Annotated in this window: 14 protein-coding genes; 1 reads left to right on the top strand and 13 read right to left on the bottom strand. The window is 67.1% G+C overall.

From position 1 onward, the window contains the following. Window positions 1–28: 28 nt before the first annotated feature. From SACGLDRAFT_RS09885 to SACGLDRAFT_RS09870, 4 genes are all read right to left on the bottom strand, one after another. Window positions 29–1,567: a tryptophan halogenase family protein gene (locus SACGLDRAFT_RS09885; protein ID WP_005464174.1), complete on the bottom strand. Its 1,539-nt coding sequence runs from the start codon at window positions 1,565–1,567 to the stop codon at window positions 29–31. 95 nt (window positions 1,568–1,662) lie between these two features. Further along, the gene (locus tag SACGLDRAFT_RS09880) at window positions 1,663–2,892 is read right to left on the bottom strand and encodes a class I SAM-dependent methyltransferase (RefSeq protein ID WP_040918871.1); all 1,230 of its coding nucleotides are present in this window, start codon (window positions 2,890–2,892) and stop codon (window positions 1,663–1,665) included. A gap of 137 nt (window positions 2,893–3,029) precedes the next feature. Continuing rightward, window positions 3,030–3,641: a dTDP-4-dehydrorhamnose 3,5-epimerase family protein gene (locus SACGLDRAFT_RS09875; RefSeq protein ID WP_005464172.1), complete on the bottom strand. Its 612-nt coding sequence runs from the start codon at window positions 3,639–3,641 to the stop codon at window positions 3,030–3,032. Between the two features lie 193 nt (window positions 3,642–3,834). After that, entirely contained in the window at window positions 3,835–5,694 is a 1,860-nt protein-coding gene (locus tag SACGLDRAFT_RS09870; protein ID WP_051036192.1) for an AfsR/SARP family transcriptional regulator, read from the bottom strand. Between the two features lie 418 nt (window positions 5,695–6,112). Between SACGLDRAFT_RS09870 and SACGLDRAFT_RS09865 the strand changes: the two genes are divergently transcribed. After that, window positions 6,113–6,622 carry an LmbU family transcriptional regulator gene (locus tag SACGLDRAFT_RS09865; RefSeq protein ID WP_005464166.1) on the top strand — a complete coding sequence of 170 codons (510 nt, stop codon included), beginning with the start codon at window positions 6,113–6,115 and terminating at the stop codon, window positions 6,620–6,622. A gap of 227 nt (window positions 6,623–6,849) precedes the next feature. On the opposite strand, the gene SACGLDRAFT_RS09860 is transcribed toward SACGLDRAFT_RS09865, so the two are convergent. Genes SACGLDRAFT_RS09860 through SACGLDRAFT_RS09820 form a run of 9 tightly spaced genes read right to left on the bottom strand, consistent with a single transcriptional unit; the run spans window position 6,850 to window position 17,119 of the window. Then, window positions 6,850–8,205, bottom strand: a complete 1,356-nt coding sequence (locus SACGLDRAFT_RS09860) for a mannitol dehydrogenase family protein (protein WP_005464163.1) — start codon at window positions 8,203–8,205, stop codon at window positions 6,850–6,852. Continuing rightward, entirely contained in the window at window positions 8,202–9,728 is a 1,527-nt protein-coding gene (locus SACGLDRAFT_RS09855) for a UxaA family hydrolase (RefSeq protein ID WP_005464161.1), read from the bottom strand. The genes SACGLDRAFT_RS09860 and SACGLDRAFT_RS09855 overlap by 4 nt, the downstream gene beginning before the upstream one ends. Beyond that, window positions 9,725–10,666, bottom strand: coding sequence for a PfkB family carbohydrate kinase (locus tag SACGLDRAFT_RS09850; RefSeq protein ID WP_005464160.1), 942 nt, complete (start codon window positions 10,664–10,666; stop codon window positions 9,725–9,727). The genes SACGLDRAFT_RS09855 and SACGLDRAFT_RS09850 overlap by 4 nt, the downstream gene beginning before the upstream one ends. Further along, window positions 10,663–11,871 (bottom strand): D-mannonate dehydratase ManD, encoded by a 1,209-nt coding sequence (gene manD, locus SACGLDRAFT_RS09845; protein WP_005464159.1) that lies wholly within the window; start codon window positions 11,869–11,871, stop codon window positions 10,663–10,665. The genes SACGLDRAFT_RS09850 and manD overlap by 4 nt, the downstream gene beginning before the upstream one ends. Next, the gene (locus tag SACGLDRAFT_RS09840) at window positions 11,868–12,737 is read right to left on the bottom strand and encodes an ABC transporter permease (protein WP_005464158.1); all 870 of its coding nucleotides are present in this window, start codon (window positions 12,735–12,737) and stop codon (window positions 11,868–11,870) included. The genes manD and SACGLDRAFT_RS09840 overlap by 4 nt, the downstream gene beginning before the upstream one ends. After that, the gene (locus SACGLDRAFT_RS09835; protein WP_005464156.1) at window positions 12,734–13,672 is read right to left on the bottom strand and encodes an ABC transporter permease; all 939 of its coding nucleotides are present in this window, start codon (window positions 13,670–13,672) and stop codon (window positions 12,734–12,736) included. The genes SACGLDRAFT_RS09840 and SACGLDRAFT_RS09835 overlap by 4 nt, the downstream gene beginning before the upstream one ends. Further along, a complete protein-coding gene (locus tag SACGLDRAFT_RS09830) occupies window positions 13,672–14,829 on the bottom strand; it encodes an ABC transporter ATP-binding protein (RefSeq protein WP_005464154.1) in 1,158 nt (385 codons plus the stop codon). The genes SACGLDRAFT_RS09835 and SACGLDRAFT_RS09830 overlap by 1 nt, the downstream gene beginning before the upstream one ends. A gap of 46 nt (window positions 14,830–14,875) precedes the next feature. Beyond that, a complete protein-coding gene (locus SACGLDRAFT_RS09825; RefSeq protein ID WP_005464153.1) occupies window positions 14,876–16,075 on the bottom strand; it encodes an ABC transporter substrate-binding protein in 1,200 nt (399 codons plus the stop codon). Between the two features lie 54 nt (window positions 16,076–16,129). After that, entirely contained in the window at window positions 16,130–17,119 is a 990-nt protein-coding gene (locus SACGLDRAFT_RS09820; RefSeq protein ID WP_005464151.1) for a LacI family DNA-binding transcriptional regulator, read from the bottom strand. Window positions 17,120–17,278: the final 159 nt, after the last annotated feature.

The raw sequence follows: 17,278 nt of genomic DNA, 5'->3' as shown, positions 1-17,278 counted from the left end.
CTCTCCTCGGGACGAACACGGCCGACCGTCATTCGTTGAGACTGGCCAGGTAGTCGTAGCAACTCGGCAGTGCCGCCACCATCTCGGCGGCTTCGGTCTTGATCTTGTCGAACTCGGCGAGCGCGTCGGTCGGATCGAGGTGGGCCAGAGCCGGCAGCGGCTTCTTCGGACGGTAACCGAGTCCGATGATCATCGAGTTCCACGAATAACTCTCGAACCCGTGGTAGTGCGGGTAGATGGTCTCCTCGTCGAAAAGTTGCGTCTCGGCCAACTTCAACCGCTCGGCCAGCGGTTCCGGCATCGCCCGCACCTTGGACTCCTTCCAGTACGGAGTGTCGGCCCTGCTGGAGGCCTTGTAGTGCAGAACCAGGAACTCCTTCACGCCGTCGATCGCGCGATTGATCCGGCGGTTGTAGGCCTCGATCAGGGCCGGGTCGAAGGTTTTGTCCGGGAAGTGCTTCACGAGCTGTTCGATCGCGTGTTGGATGAAGAAGATCCCGGTCGACTCCAACGGCTCGACGAACGCACTGGACAGTCCAACAGCGACGCAGTTTTTCACCCACGACCGCTCGTTCCGGCCGATCCGCATACGGATGTGGTTGGCCTCCAGGTCGTCCCTATCGGGCGCCACGGCCTCCCGCAGTTCGCGCTCGGCTTCCTCCGGGGTGATGAACTGGTCGGAGTAGACGTAACCGTTCCCGTTGCGGCGGAAGAGCGGAATCGTCCACATCCAACCGGCGCTCATGGCCCTCGCCGTCGTGTAGGGGGCCATGTCGGTCTCGGTCTCCCGCGGCACCCGCAGCGCGACGGCGCGATTGTTGGGAAGGACGTCCTCGAAGGACTCGAACTTCGTCCCCAACGTCTTGTTGATCAGAATTCCTCGGAACCCGGTGCAGTCGACGAAGAGGTCACCCGTCAACACCCCGTGCTCGGCGGTGCGTACCCCGCTGATCCAGCCGCATTGGTCCTGGAGCACCTCCTGAACGTTGTCGACGACATGCCGGACCCCGCGTTCGGTGGCGTACGAGCGCAGGTAAGCGGCGACCTGATCGGCGTCGAAGTGATAGGCGTACGGGAACTGGGCTCGCTGCTCGGCCAGGGTCGACTTACCGAGGCTGCCGTCAAGTCCGGAGACGAACAGCGATCCGTCCATCATCCGCGGCGAGCGTTTGGCCTCGCACAACGCGCTGGTGAGGAACACCTGACGGTCCATGGGCCGACTGTGATCACCGATCGCGAGCCACCAGTCGGCCAGGGAGAAACCGTCGACCACCCGCAGCCGTTCGAACGGGTGGTAGAAGTACTCCCCGTTACCGTGCCAGTTCTCGAATCGGATGCCGAGCTTGTAGCCGCCGGCGCACTTCGGCAGCCAATCGGCTTCGTCCAGACCGAGATAGTCGAAGAAGTGTCTGATGGTACTGAAGGTCGCCTCGCCCACGCCGATGCGGGACACCGCGGCGGACTCCACCAATGTGACGTCGATCCGGTCCGCGAACGCGGCTTTCAGGTAACTCGCCGTCATCCAGCCGGCCGTTCCGCCACCCACGATGACCACCGAATGGATCATTGTCGATTTTCCTCCGTTCTGACTTGGCCGCGAGCACGCAGACGTGATCCGAGCAGGCGCGGCAGGACGTGTTCGGGGTCTAAAGACCGAGCCGGTCAAACGATGTGCACCTCGGGGACGTACAGGATCCACTGCCCCCCGGCGTCGCGGAACCGTTGTTCCTTCGCCATGATCTCGTCCGCATGGTTCCAAGCGAACAACAGCGCGTAGTCCGGGTAAGGTCCGGAGAACGCCTCCGGTTCCCGCACCGGGATGTGTGTCCCCGGCGTCAGCTTGCCCTGTTTGTCGGGAGTGCTGTCGACGACGAACGAAACCAGATCCGGTCCGATACCGCAAAGGTTGTTCACCGTGGCGCTTTTGGCCGTGGCCCCGTATCCGACCACGGTCTTGCCCTCGTCACGAAGCCGTCGCAGCAAGCTGGTGAGTTCCTCGCGAATACCCGTCACCCTCTCCCCGAACGCCGACAGGGTGTCCGGAGCCGTCAACCGTTTCGTCTCTTCCTCGGCGACCAGCTCCGCCACGGCGTTCGAAGGCTGGCGGGCTCCGGAACGAGCCAGGGTGTAACGCACCTCTCCACCGTGGACGGGAAGTCGCTCCACATCGACCAGTTCCAAGCCGAAACGCTCGGCCATCGCCCGTACGGAGCGGGCCGTGAAGAAGAAGAAATGCTCGTCGTAGATCTGGTCGAACGACGTGCGCTCCAGGATGTCGCCGAAGTAGGGGTCCTCGAAGACGAAAACACCGTCGGGAGCGAGCAACGCCCGTACTCCGTTGAGAATCGAATCCATGTACGGGATGTGGCACAACGTGTTGGCCGCATAGATCACGTCGGCGGGTCCGTGCTCGGTGAGGATCCGTCGCGCCGTCTCCTCCTCAAAGAAGGTCTTGATGACTCGCACGCCTTTCGCCGCCGCCAGGTCGGCGACACCACCGGACGGCTCGACGCCGAGATGCCGCACCCCCGCGTCGGCGAGCACCTTGAGCATGACGCCGTCGTTGCACCCGAGCTCGACGACGAACGGATCGGTGCCGAGGTCCTCGGCGTTGAGCACCCGCTTGGCGAAGTCCTCGAAATGCGTCCGCATGACGACGGAACCCGAGGACTGATACGGATATCCGTCGTGGAACATGCGTTCCCGAGGAACCTCCTCCATCAACTGCACCATGGTGCAGTCCCGGCACACCCCGACGGCGAGTCGGTAGAAGAATTCCTCGTCGTCCACTTTCTCCGGGTCGACGAAGGCATCCGACAAGGGATGGCGGCCGAAGTCGTAAAATTCTCGGACCTTGCCACTGCAGACGCGGCAGAACGATTCCTGTGACATGAATCCTCTCACGGAAGAGTTGGACACGGGGTTCGACATCCATGATGTGACCCTCCGGGTTTCAAGACCGGAGAAGCGAACCACGTTTTCACGAAAAAAGCGCGGGAACGGTGTCCCGCCAGCGGGACGGCCTCGGCTCAGGCAGCCGAACGCCGCCGCAGCGCCTCGTAGTGCGCGAGACATTGCTCATAGGTCGGCAACATTCCTCTCGCCACGGCGGTCTTCAAACTCGGGGCCGCGGCGTCCTTGTCGGACATGACCGGCTCGGTGGTCAAATTCCACGGTATGCCGATATCCGGGTCCAGCGGATCGATCTCGATCATCGTTCCGGGGACGTATTTCTCCGAGCACAGGTAGTTGACACAGGCATTATCGGTGAGGGCGATGAAGGCGTGGCCGATGCCGTCGGGCAGGTACACCGACACCCCCGTGTCGGCGTCCTGCCTGGTGATCTCGTACTGGCCGAAGGTCGGCGAGCCGACGCGGAGGTCCACGGCCACGTCGAGGATCGAGCCGCTGACGCATGTCACCAGCTTGGCCTGCCCCGGCGGCAAAGCGGTGGTGTGAATTCCTCGGATGGTGTTGCGCACGCTCAACGAGCAATTGGCCTGACGTACCGTGAACTCGTATCCGATCACCTCGGAAAGAGCGTTCGAACGTACCACCTCAATAAAGGAACCACGTTCGTCACGGTGCCGTTCCGGAGTTATCCGAAACGTGTTGAGCAGCGACATCTCACTGATCGTCATCGCACGAATACCCGTTCGCCGTGAAATTCGGATTCGAGCCGCACCGACTCTCGATGCCCCGACCCTGAATCGGCCCGCGGTTCGTGCTGCCGATGATGGACGAGCACATACTCGCTGGCAACCCCATCGGGTGAACTCGGGTTCGGGGAGCGCCGTACTTGACGGCGAGAACTAAAAGGAGGACGCTGCACGCTCAAGACGAGCCGGCCCGACATGATTCGTCGGTCGACTCCCGGAAGTACAGATAACGAGCGTAGGCGAACAACAGTGGAGTCAGAAGTAGACTGTCCTGCACCGGCTCGTACGCCAAACCCGCGTCGACGAGTATGTCGAGGTGTTCCCGAGCCTCCTCGATCGACTCGCCCGTCAAGGCCGCGGCGGTCCGAAGCGTGACCCCGGCTCCCGACCCTCTGCCCAAGGCTCGGAACATCCGGCGCGCTCGCTCCGGGAGCGCTGCGTACGACCACTCGAACACCGTGATGAGTGACGACTGTTCGTCTCCGGGTACCGAGAGCCGGTGAAGCAGGTCCACACCGTTGAAAAGCGCCAGCGTGCGCTCCGGTGAGGGAGACAGCTCCGTCTGGGCCGCCGCGATACGGAGGGCCAGCGGAAGTCCCCCGCAGGCTTCGACGAGTTCACGCACAGCGGGGTACGCACTGGCGACGAGAGCTCTCCCCGCGATCCGTCCGAACAACTCGACACCGTCGTCCACCCTCATCCCGTCGAGGCGGAGTCGACGAGCTCCGTCCCGAGCGATCAGACCTCCGAGCCCGTTGCGGCTGGTGACGAGGACCAGGCACGAGGAGTCCCCCGGCAACAAGGGCCGCACCTGCTGCACCCATCTCGCGTTGTCGAGCAGGATGAGCAGTCTCCGTCCCGCGACCAGGCTGTGCAGCAAGGCCCGCTGCCGCTCCGGGTCCATGTCCGGGGCCGTGGTAACACCCAGCGCTTCGAGCAGCCGATGCAGCGCCTCCCTGGGGTGCATCGGCTGCCCGGCTCCGTACCCGCGAAGATCCAGCTGTACCTGCCCGTCGGGGAAACGAGTGGAGAGCTCATGGGCGAAGTGGACGGCGAGTGCGGACTTTCCGACCCCGGGGACACCGTTGATCAGGACGACGGCGCTCTCGCCGCGATCGGTGGCGGTGTCGACCAGTTCGTGCAGTCGCCGGATCTCCGCCTTGCGTCCCGTGAAGTCGGGAACGTCCCGCGTCAGTTGCGCCAGCGGCACGGGGGGCCGGGGGGTCTCGGTTCTCCACCCCGTGGGTTTCACGAGCCGGCCCCCTTCGCGTCGCGGAGCGGACTTCAGTGCCTCCGCATAGAGCTGCTGCAGTCGTTCCCCCGGTTCGAGTCCTTGCTCGTCGGCCAGCCGAGTACGGAAGTCGTTGTACTCCCTGATCGCCTCGGTCTGCGTACCCGCTTGCAGGTGGCAGAGCATCAGCACGTACCGCAGCCTTTCCCGCAACGGGTGCCGACGAACCAGTGCCGACAGCTCGGCGAGCTCCCCGCTAAGGTCCCCGCCGAGTTGGTACAGCAGGTGAACGCGATCCTCGATGGCGGTCAGCCGCATCTCGGACAGCGCCGCGTGCTCCGCCTCGAAGAACGGACCGACCACACCACCGAACGGTGGGCCTTGCCACAAGGCGAGTGCGGACTCGATCTCCTCGATCGCCGCCCGCGGCAGCCGTTCCGCTTGAAGCTTGCGCGCTCGTCGCAAATATGCCGTGAAACGCTTGGTGTCCACTTCGTCGGGCGCCAGCCGAAGCATGTACCCGAGGCTGTCGGAGACGAGCAGGTCGGGGCGCGCCCGTTGCCGTCTAAAGGGCTCCAGCTGGTTACGTAGCCGGGCCACGTAGGTGTAGACACTGTTCATCGCCGTGGGGGAAGCATCGACTCCCCAGACCGCTCTGACAAGTTCCTCGCGTCGCACCACCTCTCCGGCGCGCGCGGCCAGCACCGCGAAAACCGAGCGCTGCTTGGGTGGCCCCAGCGGAATCTCCCGTTCCCCCCGGCGCACCGAGACCGGACCGAACAGCGTCACTCCGAGCGTCGTCATCAGCGTATCCAGCTCCCCCAGCGAGTGTGTGTCAGACGTTGCGTCGGACCACAAGTGACAACCTAACGTGATCGAATACACGATCGGGTTAATTCTCGTTTTTTGAATGCATGGCGCACGCCAAACGTTGAGCGGCAAAGGGGCCAAGAACGAGAAGCGAACCACGGACAACTCGGTTCTCACCTCGACGTTTGGCCTCCGTTTGGCGTCGCTCAAGGGACGACTGCCAGGCTGACGATCAGCTCGTGACGCGAGGGTGAGTTTTTCGGACGAATAGGGGGTGCACGATTCCATGTCGGGCAGAGACGGCACTGCGGTCGCGACCACGTCGAGCGGCCACGTCACGTCGACACGCGAGAACCGTGGCCCGGAGCGCAGGGTCCGCACGAAGCGAGTCATGCTTTCCCTTCCTCAGGACATGCCCCTCGACGCATGGCGCAACCTCGGTCGGCAGATCCACGTGGTCTCCGACTCGTCCGCGTGGTGGCTCGGCGACTGGTTGATCTACGGCCAGACCCACTACCCCAACCGCTACAAGCAGGCGATCGCCGAAACGTCGCTCGACTACCAGACGCTGCGAAATTACGCGTGGGTAGCCAGGCGTTTCACCCCGGAGCGTCGACATCCGAAACTCAGCTTCCAGCACCATGCGGAGGTGACCAGTCTCCCCGAGGCCGAGCAGGACGCCTGGCTGACCCGTGCCGAGATCAACGGCTGGTCCCGCAACGAGCTCCGACGGCAGCTTCGGGGGGAACGGCAACTCACCAGCGCGCGACCGAGAACCGTGCACATCGAGATGAAACTCCCCGACCAACAGAAAGAACGCTGGCAGAAGGCGGCCGAGCGAGCCGATCAAGAACTGTTGACGTGGATGGTGGAGACCCTCGACCACGCCGCCCTCTCATTGCTCGAAAGCGACCGGACATAGCGTTACACGACGGAAACAAAATTAACTTCGGCCCGCTAAGAAATTACCGAGGCGAAGCGGATGAAGCTTCAACCGCCCCTCGGGGGCCAATATTCCGTCCGCACAATTGTCCGATTAATCGGAATTGGGACGTCGGTTTCGGGTATGGCCGTGACCTCGTCATACTCCGGTGGGGCGGGGAGTGCACCCGTACTCCTCCCCGCTCCACCGGATTCCACACCGACGGCTCAGCGCACCGCCGTTAAAAGTTCCGTCACCGCCTCCATGAGTGCTGCGCGTAATGCCACGTGGTCGGGCAGGTCCTCGCCGAACACCTCCCGCACCGACAGCAACCCGTCGACGAGTGCGCGGGGCTCCCCGGCTTCCCCCACCGCCGCGCGGAGCCGATCGGCGAGCGGGTCGTCGAGCGGCAGTGGTCTGCCGTCACGATCCTTGCCCACCGCCACGTACACCATCCACGCGGCCACGGCTCGTGCCGCGCGGACGGGTACCGCGCCCGCGGCCAACCGGTCTCGGATCGTGCCGAGCAGTCGCAACGGCAGCTTCTGGGACCCGTCCATCGCGACCTGCGTGGTGCGATGCCGCAGAGCCGGGTTCGCGAAGCGTTCCAGCACCTGCCGGCGATACGCGGTGATGTCGACGTCGTCGGGAACGGTGAGGGTCGGCAACACGTCGTGCTCCACGAACTCCGCCGCCTCCTCGGCCAGCACCGGATCGGCGATGGCCTCGGCGATGGTGTCGTAGCCCGCCAGTGCGCCTCGGTAGGCCAGTAACGAGTGGGTGGCGTTGAGCACCCGAAGTTTCACCGCCTCGTAGGGAGCCACGTCGTCGGTCAGGTGCGCCCCGACGGCCTCCCAGGCGGGGCGGCCCGCGGCGAAGTCGTCCTCGATCACCCACTGCCGGAACGGCTCGCCCACCACGGCGGCCTCGTCGAGCACGCCGAGCGCGGACCGCACCTCGGCACGATCGGCGTCGGTGGTGGCGGGCACGATGCGATCGACCATCGTGCTCGGGAACCGCACGTGGTCGGTGATCCAGGACGCGAGAGCGTCCCCGTGCGGCAGGCGGGCGCAGGCGTCGAGCACCCGCGACCGCACCACGGCGCCGTTACCCGTGAGGTTGTCGCACGACAGGATCGTGATTGGGGCCTCCGACGTGGCCCGCCTCGCCTCCAGCCCGGCCACGAGCTGGCCGATGACCCCCGAGTCGGGGCGGTAGCCCTTCTCGGTCACCGTGAGGGAGACGATCCGCACCTTCGGGTCGGTGAAGTACGCCCGCAGCCGCTCGGGTTCGGCACGGGCGAAGAGGACGTCGCGGATCGTGCCGACCACACGGCACGACGTCGTGGTGCGGGATCGCTCCACGACCGTGAACAGGCAGTCCTGAGGTCGCAGCTGGTCGACGACGGCGGGCGAGCGCTGGGTGACCCCGCAGATCCCCCAATCGCCACCCGCGTCCTCGGTGAACACCGCCTGGTGCGCCCGATGGAACGCGCCGGGACCGAGGTGGAGGATACGCACGGTGTCGGGCCGGTGCGGGACGTCGACGGTGGCGGGCGACAGCCGCGGCACGGTCCCGCTCACAGCACCGCCCCCAACTGCCACGGCACCATTTCCTCGCCGCCCAACCCGAGTTGCTCGCTGAGACTCTTCCGACCGGAGGCCACGTCGAGCAGGTGGTCGTAAACCCGTCTGCCCATCTCGGCCACGTCGACGCCGTCCTCGACGATCGGCGAGCAGTCCACGTCCATATCGCCGGCCATGCGCGACGCGGTGTCGGCGCCCGCGGCCAGCTTCACGGTCGGCACGGGACGGCTGCCGAACACCGACCCCCGGCCCGTGGTGAAGCAGACGAGGTTCGCTCCGCCCGCGACCATCCCGGTGACCGACACGGGGTCGTAGCCGGGGGTGTCCATGAAGACCAGGCCCGGTGTCGGGATCGGCTCGGCGTAACCGCAGACGGCCCGGAGCGGGCTGCGTCCGGCCTTGGCCACCGCGCCCAGCGACTTCTCCAGGATCGTGGTGATGCCGCCCTCTTTGTTGCCGGGCGAGGGATTTCCGTCCAATGTGGTGCCGTTGTCGCGGGTGTAGCGCTCCCACCAGGCGATACGGTCCAGAAGCGCGTCGGCCACCTCCGGACGCACGGCTCGCTGCGCGAGCATCCGCTCGGCACCGTAGATCTCCGGCGTCTCCCCGAGCACGCTGGTGCCGCCCGCGGCGACCAGCAGGTCGGAGGCCACGCCGAGCGCGGGGTTCGCGGTCAGGCCCGACCAGGCGTCCGACCCACCGCACTGCAGGCCCAGCACCAGGTGCTCGACCCCGACCCGCGTGCGTCGGGTGCCCACCAACCGCGCCGCCAGGTCGCGGACCAGCTTCTCGCCCCGGTCGATCGCGTCGGCCGTCCCGCCCGCCTCCTGGATGGTGTAGGACTCCACGGGCACGTGGTCGGCCACGCCCAGCTCGGACATCAGGGAACTGACCGCGTTGACCTCGCACCCGAGTCCCACCACCACGAGGGCGCCGATGTTGGGGTGCCGGGCGTAGCCGCTCAGGGTGCGGCGCAGCAGCCGCCACCCGTCGCCGTCGATCGCCATGCCGCAGCCGGTGCCGTGGGTCAGCGCCACCACCCCGTCCACGCCGTCGAGTTCGGCGATCTCGTCCTCCGTGCGCCGCACGATGCGCCGCGCCACGGTGGCGGAGCAGTTCACGGTGGTCAGCACACCGACGTAGTTGCGGGTGGCCACGGACCCGTCCGGCCGCACGATGCCGTCGAACGTCCGACGCAGGTCGACGGGCGGCGCCGGGGCCTCCGTCACCGCGCCCTCCGAGGCGAGCGCGGAGGCTCCGTCGGGCATCGCGAGGTTGTGGAGGTGTACGTGCTCACCCGCGGCCACACTCCGCGTCGCCACGCCGATGACGTGGCCGTACTTGCGCACGAGCTCCCCCGCGGCGAGCTCTCGCAGGGCGACCTTGTGCCCGCTGGGGATGTCGCCGCGAGCCACGACGGGCTCGCGGCCCGGTACGGCCAGCGAGGTCCCCTCGCCACAGCCACGCAGCACCACCGCCACGTCGTCGTCCGGGGCCAGCAACACCACGTCGTCGTTCATGTCCGTGCCTCCTTCGCCGCCGCCCGGCTCTGCGCCAGTGTCGGCAGGAATCCGGTTCCGCCTCGGCCCTGCACCGACAGGGAGGCGGCCGCCGCGCCGAGCCGCACGGCGGCGAGCAGCTCGTCCCCGCAAGCCAGCCGCGCGGCCACGGTGCCGGCGAACACGTCTCCCGCACCGGTCTGGTCCACCACCCGCGGCGGCGGCACCGCCGGGACGTCCACGGCCTCGGTCGCCGTCCCCACGAGCACGCCGCCGGAGCCCCGTGTCACCGCGACGGTCGAGGCGCCGAGCGCGCGAGTCGCGCTCACGGCGGCGTGCGGGGTCGCGTCGGCGGCCAGTCCCAACAGCGTCCGCGCCTCGTCCGGCCACGACGGGGTGACCAGCTCGGCCAGGGGAGCAACTCGCCGCAACGTCGCGGCCGCCTCCTCCGCACTCGTCAGGCGTGGCCGGAAATTGGGGTCGTAGACGAACCGCCTCGCGTGCTCGGCGGCGTACAGCACGGCGGCGGCCGCGCTCTCGGACACCGCGGCGGTGATTCCGCTGGCGAGCACCACACCGGCGTTCTCCACGACCGCGGCCACGTCGTCCGGGCACAGCGTCGAGCCCGCGCTGCCCGAGCGGGCGTAGGCGAACTGTCGTCGGCCCGACGGGTCGCTGTGGGTGAAGTACACGCCGTGCTGGCCGGGCACCCGGATCACGGTCTCGGTGTCGATGCCGAGTTCGCTCACCCGTGCCACGAGGGCGTCGCCGAGTTCGTCGTCGGGCACCCTGGCCAGAAGCGCCGTGCGGGCTCCGGCCGCGGCGGCCGCGGCGGCGGCGTTGAGTGCGTCCCCGGAGAACGCCAGTCGCACCGTGGCGCCGTCGCGGAACGGCTCCGATGTGGACACCTCGACCAGCGGCTCCCCCAGCACGAGGACGTCGGGACTCACCGTGCTCACCAGGGATGCACCGTCCCGTCCTCCAACCGGTTCACCGGCAGGTACGCCCGGCGGTAGGGGTAGCGGGCGGCGGCCTCCTCGTCGATGTCCACACCCAGTCCCGGTTCCTCACTGGGGAACAGGTAGCCGTCGGCGTAGTGGTAGCCGTGGGGGAACACCTCGTCGGTGGCCTCGGTGTGCCGCATGTACTCCTGCAGCCCGAAGTTGGGAATGCTCACGTCCAGGTGCAACGCCGCGGCCATGCACACCGGTGACAGGTCCGTCGCGCCGTGCGAGCCCGAGCGCACGTGGTGCAGCGCCGCGAGATCGAAGATCCGCCGCAGGTGGGTGATCCCGCCCGCGTGCACGACGGTGCACCGGATGAAGTCGATCAATTGGTTGCGAATCAGGTCGGCGCAGTCCCAGATCGAATTGATCACCTCGCCCACCGCGATCGGGGTCGTGGTGTGCTCGCGGATGAGCCGGAACCCCTCCTGCAGGTCGGCGGGCACGGGATCTTCCAACCAGTACAGCCCGTACGGCTCCAGGCTGCGACCGAGCCTGGCGGCCTCGATGGGGGTGAGCCGGTGGTGCACGTCGTGCAGCAGGCGCAGCTCGGGACCGAACTCCTCGCGGGCGCGGGCGAACAGCGTGGGGATGAACGACAGGTACTTCTCGGTGGACCAGACGTTCTCCTCCGGCACCGTGCCGCGCGCGGGTTCGTAGAACATCTTGTCGGCCCCGACCCCGTAGGTGGAGGCCAGACCGGGGATACCGCACTGCAACCGCACCGCGCGGTAGCCGAGGTCGAGGTACCGGGCGACCTCGCCGAGCACCTCGTCGACGGTCTCGCCGTTGGCGTGGCCGTAGACGGTGACGCCCTCCCGGCTTCGTCCGCCGAGGAGCTGGTACACGGGCAGCCCGGCGGCCTTGCCCTTGATGTCCCACAACGCGGTGTCCACCGCCGCGATCGCGCTCATGGTCACCGGCCCGCGGCGCCAGTACGCGCCCTGGTACAGGTACTGCCAGGTGTCCTCGATGCGATGCGCGTCGCGACCGATCAGCAGGGGCACGACGTGGTCGCGCAAATACGCCGCGACGGCGAGCTCACGACCGTTCAGCGTGGCGTCGCCGACGCCGGTCAGCCCCTCGTCGGTCTCGATCTTGAGGGTGACGAAGTTGCGACCCGGACAGGTCACGATGACTCGGGCATCGGTGATCTTCACGGTTCGGGGTCCTCCTTCACGCGGGCCACCAGCTGCGTCGGGTTGACGAAACGCAGGGCGATCACGAGCAGGATCAGCATCATGGCGGTGTAGATGACGGCCATCGCGTCCACGGACTGCTGTGCGCGGATTCCCGCCGCCGACATCGAGTGGAACAGCGCCACGATGAGCGTCTGCGAGTCGGGACCGGCGGTGAGAAACGTCAGCTCGAACATTCCGACGGTGCGGACGAGCACGAGGATGCCCGCGGCGAGGATGCCGGGAATCAGCAGGGGAGCGAGGATTCGCACGAACACCGCGCGCAGGCCCGCCCCGCACATGCGCGCCGCCCGCTCGATCGAGGGGTCGATCTGCTCGATGAACGGCGTCATGGTCATGATCACGAACGGCACCGAGGGCACCAGGTTGGCCAGCACGACCCCGGAGAGGTTGCCCGCGAACCCGAACTTGTAGAGCACGGTGGCCAGCGGGATGCCGTAGGTGATGGGCGGCATGAGGATCGGCAGCAGGAACGCCAGGTAGATCAGTTTCTTGCCGGGGAAGTCGCGGCGCGCCAGGACGTAGGCGGCGGGCACACCGATGAGCAGCGACAGGACCACCACGGCCGCCGCCACCTGCACGGTCACGACGATCAGATCGCTCAACCCGAAGTCCTGCCACGCCTGGGTGTACCAGCGGGTGGTCGCCCCTTCCGGCAGCCAGGCGTCGAACCAGCGCGTGCCGAAGGAGTTCACCACCACCGAGCCCACCACGCCGAGCAGGCCGACGAGGAAGAACGCCACCCCGCCCCAGACCAGCCAGGCGCCGGGACTGGCCACCAGCCTGCGCCGGGGGTGCGTGCCGGGAGTCGGTTTCAGGATCGTCATCCCTTTCCTCCCGTCGAACCGGTGTAGAGGCGGGATCGCCACAGCAACACCACGCCCACCACGATCAGCTCGACGACGCCCATGATCATCGCGATGGTGGAGGCGTACGGGTAGTCGTACTGCTCGTAGGCGGCCTGGTAGGCGGCGATCGAGATCACCCGTGTCTCCCCCGACGGGTTACCGACCAGGATCGCCGAGGGGAACACACTGAAGGCCAGGACGAACGTGAGACAGAACGTGGTGGCCAAACCGGGCGCCAACAGCGGCAGCGTGATGTGCCGGAACCGGTCCCACCAGCCCGCGCCGAGGGTGGCCGCCGCCTTCTCCAGGGTGGGGTCGATCCCCGACAGATACGACGAGATGAGCAGGAACGCGAACGGGAATCCCGTGATGACCAGGGAGAAGAAGACACCCCAGTAGTTGTTGATGAGCCGGAGCGGTTCGTCGACCAACCCGATCGCCTCAAGTGCCCGGTTGAGCCACCCGGACGGCCCGAGGAAGTTCAACAGCCCCTCGGCCGTGAGCACCGTGCCGAGCGTGATCGGAACGACGAGCACGGTCATCAACAGCCGCTTGCCACGGAACCGGCCCCGCATTCGATAGGCGATCGGCACCGAGGCCAGCACGTTCAACAACGCGGCCGGGATCGCCAGCACCAGGGTCTTCCAGATGGTGCTGAACTGGTAGGGGTCGGAGAAGAAGCGCACGTAGTCGGCGAAGGGGCCTCCGCCGTTCTGCGGCTGGAACGACAGGCCCAGACCGTAGAAGAACGGGTAGACGAACAGGCCCACGATGAACACCACGGCGGGCAGCAGCAGGAGCAGCTGCTTGTCTATGCCGCGCTCGGCGAGGCGGTGCCGCAGGGCCGGACTCGTCTCGGGCGGCTTCCGCCGGTCCCGTTCCGGTGGCGCTGTGGTGACGGGTGCCGTGGTCATCACACCGACTCCCGGTTCGACGGCACCGGCGTCCCCACGGTGTCGTCACCGAACACCAGCAACCGTTCCACGGCCACTCCGAGCACGACGGCGTCTCCGGGAGCGAGTCGGTGGTCCGTGCGCAGGTGCCATCGCACTCCCGAGGACGTCCGCGCCTCGACGGCCAGTTCCCGTCCCTGGTACTCCACCACCTCGACGATCGCCGGGAAACGGTTGACCCCGGTGGTTCCGGGGTCGAACACCCGGACGTCCTCGGGGCGCGCGGCGGCCACCACCGCGGCACCGGGGGCGAGGTCGTCGAGGTGGGTGCCCACGAGGTCCAGTCCGTCGCCCGTCACCCGGATTCCGTCGTCCGCGCGGTCACCCGCGGTGAGACGGATCAGGTTGCGATAGCCCATGAAGTCGGCCACGTGCTGGTTCACCGGCCGGTTGTGCAGCTCCTCCGGGGTCCCGATCTGCTGGACGGTGCCCGCCCGCAGGATCACGAGGCGGTCGGCCAGCGACAACGCCTCCTCCTGGTCGTGCGTGACGTACACGGTGGTGAGCCCGAGGCTCTGGTGCAGCCTGCGGATCTCCGTGCGCATCTCCAGCCGCAGTTTCGCATCCAAGTTGGACAGCGGCTCGTCCATGAGCACCAAGGACGGTTCGAGCACGATGGCACGGGCGATGGCCACGCGCTGCTGCTGCCCACCCGACAACTGACCGGGAAGCTTATGGGCGTGTTCCTCCAGCCGCACGAGGCGGATGGCCTCCTCGGTCCGGCGAGCGATCTCCGCCTTCGGCAGTCGCCGCATCGTCAATCCGAAGGCCACGTTCTTCCGCACCGACATGTGGGGGAAGAGCGCGTAGTTCTGAAACACCATGCCGAACCCGCGTCGTTCGGGTGGCAGCACGTCGATGCGGGTCTCGTCCTGCCAGATGCTGCCCGAGGTGAGCGGCAGCAGCCCCGCGAGGCAGTTCAACGCGGTCGACTTGCCGCATCCCGAGGGGCCGAGCAGGGCGATGAACTCGCCCCGCTTGATCTCCAGGTCGAGTCCCTTGAGCGCCGCGGTCTTGCCGAAGGTACGGCCGACTCCCCGCAGGCTCAGGGTCTCGAACGTTGCGGACCGTCGTGGTTCCGCCGGCGCGTCGGTGGCGCCGAGAGGTGACCCAGTCATGCAACCTCCACTCCCGCTGTTCCGGCGTCGCGTTCGGCGGCCGGTGTCATTGGTCCACCTTCGCGCCGCCGATCTCGCGGTCCCACCGGTCGAAGGCCGCGACCATCGTCTTGGCGTCGAGTGGCGTCTCCTTGGGGTTGTCGGCGATCAGTTGGTCGTACTCCGGCCTGCCGTAGCGTCGGATGACTTCCCGGCTCGACTCGGGTGCCATCGAGATGTCCACGTCCTTGACAGCCGGGCCCGGATAGAAGTAACCCTCATCGTAGGCCTTCGCCTGCTGTTCCTTGGTGAGCATGAACTGGATGAGCTGCAACGCCGCCGCCTGCTGGTCGGCCGTCGCGCCTTTCGGGATGACCGCGTAGTGCGCGTCGGTGACCCAGTGGAACCCTTCGAGGGTGCCGATCTTCGCCTCGGCGGGAACGGTTCCCAGCGCTCGGGGGTTGATGTCCCACCCCGTGGTGGTGACGACGATGTCGACGGTGCCGTTGGCCAGATCCGTCATGGTCTGGGTGGTGCCCGACGGGTAGCGGTCGACGTAGGAGTTCAGCTCCGCCAAATAGTCCCAGGTCTTCTCCCAGCCGTTGACCGGGTCCTTGGGGTCGTCGTCCCCCAAGATGTAGGGCAACCCCATGAGGAAGGTGCGGCCGGGACCGGAGTTCGACGGGCGCGCGTACTCGACCTTGCCGGGATGGGCCTTCGCGTAGTCGAGCAGCTCCTGCGCGGTACGCGGCGGGTTCGGCACCCGCGAGGGCAGGTACTCGATCAGCGGCCCGGACGGGTAGTACGTCACCGTCACGCCGTATCCCTGGGCGAGTTTCTGCATCTCGGCCGCCGGTTCCAGGTAGTCCTTCATGCCCGGCAACCGGTCGGCGTGCTTGGGAAGGACCTCCTCCCAGAGCCCCTGCTCGATTCCGGCCGAGAGTCCGTCCACACCGGTCAGAATCAGTCCGATGTCGACTCTTCCGGCGTTCTGCTGCGACTTGACCTTGCCGATCAGGTCGGGAGCCGGGGCGTTGCTGTAGGTCACCTCGGAGATGATGTCGGGATGCTTCTCCACGAACTCGTCGATCATCCCCTGGGTGAGCTGGAGGTTTCCCGCCACGTCGAGGATGTTGAGGGTGACGGGGTTCGCGGGCTTGTCCGGGATCGGCCCGGTCGCCTGCTGCGGGCCGGGGCTTTCGGGCGCGCCGCACGAGGCGGCCAGTAATGCGGTGGCGAGTGCGCCCGCCACGACGTTCCTGCGCATCGGTCGAATCCCTTCTGTGACGCCGAGCAGCCTTGGTCGGCGGGAGGACTCCGATTACGGACTTCGTTGGGCGACCGTGGTCGTGTCCCGAACCAGCAGCTGCATCGGGACCTCGCGGCGCGGTGCCCGGACACCGGGCTCGTTGAGCAGCTTCAACAGCAGCTCGACTGCCGCGCGACCACACTGCTCCTTGGGAACGGACACCGTCGTCAGACCGGGGTTGAACATGGCCGCCATCGGGATGTCGTCGATGCCGACCACACTGATCTCCCGTGGAACCTCGATCCCTCGGGAGGCGAGCCGGGTCATCAGCCCCATCGCGACCAGGTCGTTGTAGGCCACCACGGCGGTGACCTTCGCGGCGACCACGAGGTCGGCCGCGGCGACCCCGCCTTCGAACCGTGGAGGCACGTTGTCGATCTCCACGAGTTCGACGCCCTCGGCCTCGGCCGCCATCCGGATACCCCGTGCCCTCTCCCGGTTCGACCAACTACTACGCGGTCCCGCGACGTAGCCGATCCTGCGATGTTCCAACGCGGCCAGATGGGCCACGGCCTGCCGCATCCCGTCGACGTTGTCGATCGTGATCGCCGGGATCTGCGCGCCGCGCCGGTTCACCGCGACGACGCACGAGCAGGTCGCGGCGGCCCGCATGTCCTCGACGCTCATGCGAGGCGAGCACAGGATGATGCCGTCCACTTGCTTCGCCAGCGCGCGCACCAGTCCCAACTCCGCGGTGGGGTCCTCGTCGGTGTCGGCGAGGAACACCGAGTAGTCGGCTTCTCGCGCGCGTGCCTGGACTCCCTTGACCACTTCCGGGAAGAACGGGTTGGCCAGATCGGGAAGGATGAGGCCGAGATTGCCGGTCCGGCCCGTGATGAGGCCCCGAGCCGCCCGGTTGGGCACGTAACCGAGTTCGTCCGCCACCCGCAGGACGTGCTCGCGGGTACGCGGATCGACCAGCTCGGACCCCGCCAACGCGCGGGACACCGTCGAGGCCGACACTCCCGCGGCCTTCGCCACGTCTCGAATCGTCACCGCCATGACGTTCCCGCCCGCTTTCCGTGAGGGACGTGCTTCCTCGCACGTGTCCGACGCATCGTGCAATCGTTTGCAACCATTTGTCAACACCTCGGAAAGTTCGCGCTTGCCTCGCTCGAAATCCTTGTGCAACCCTTTGCATCACTTTTCCCGACGCGGAGG

It is taken from the genome of Saccharomonospora glauca K62 (assembly GCF_000243395.2).
In the GTDB taxonomy this organism is placed as follows: domain Bacteria; phylum Actinomycetota; class Actinomycetes; order Mycobacteriales; family Pseudonocardiaceae; genus Saccharomonospora; species Saccharomonospora glauca.
This window is presented reverse-complemented; position numbering and strand designations above follow the sequence as displayed.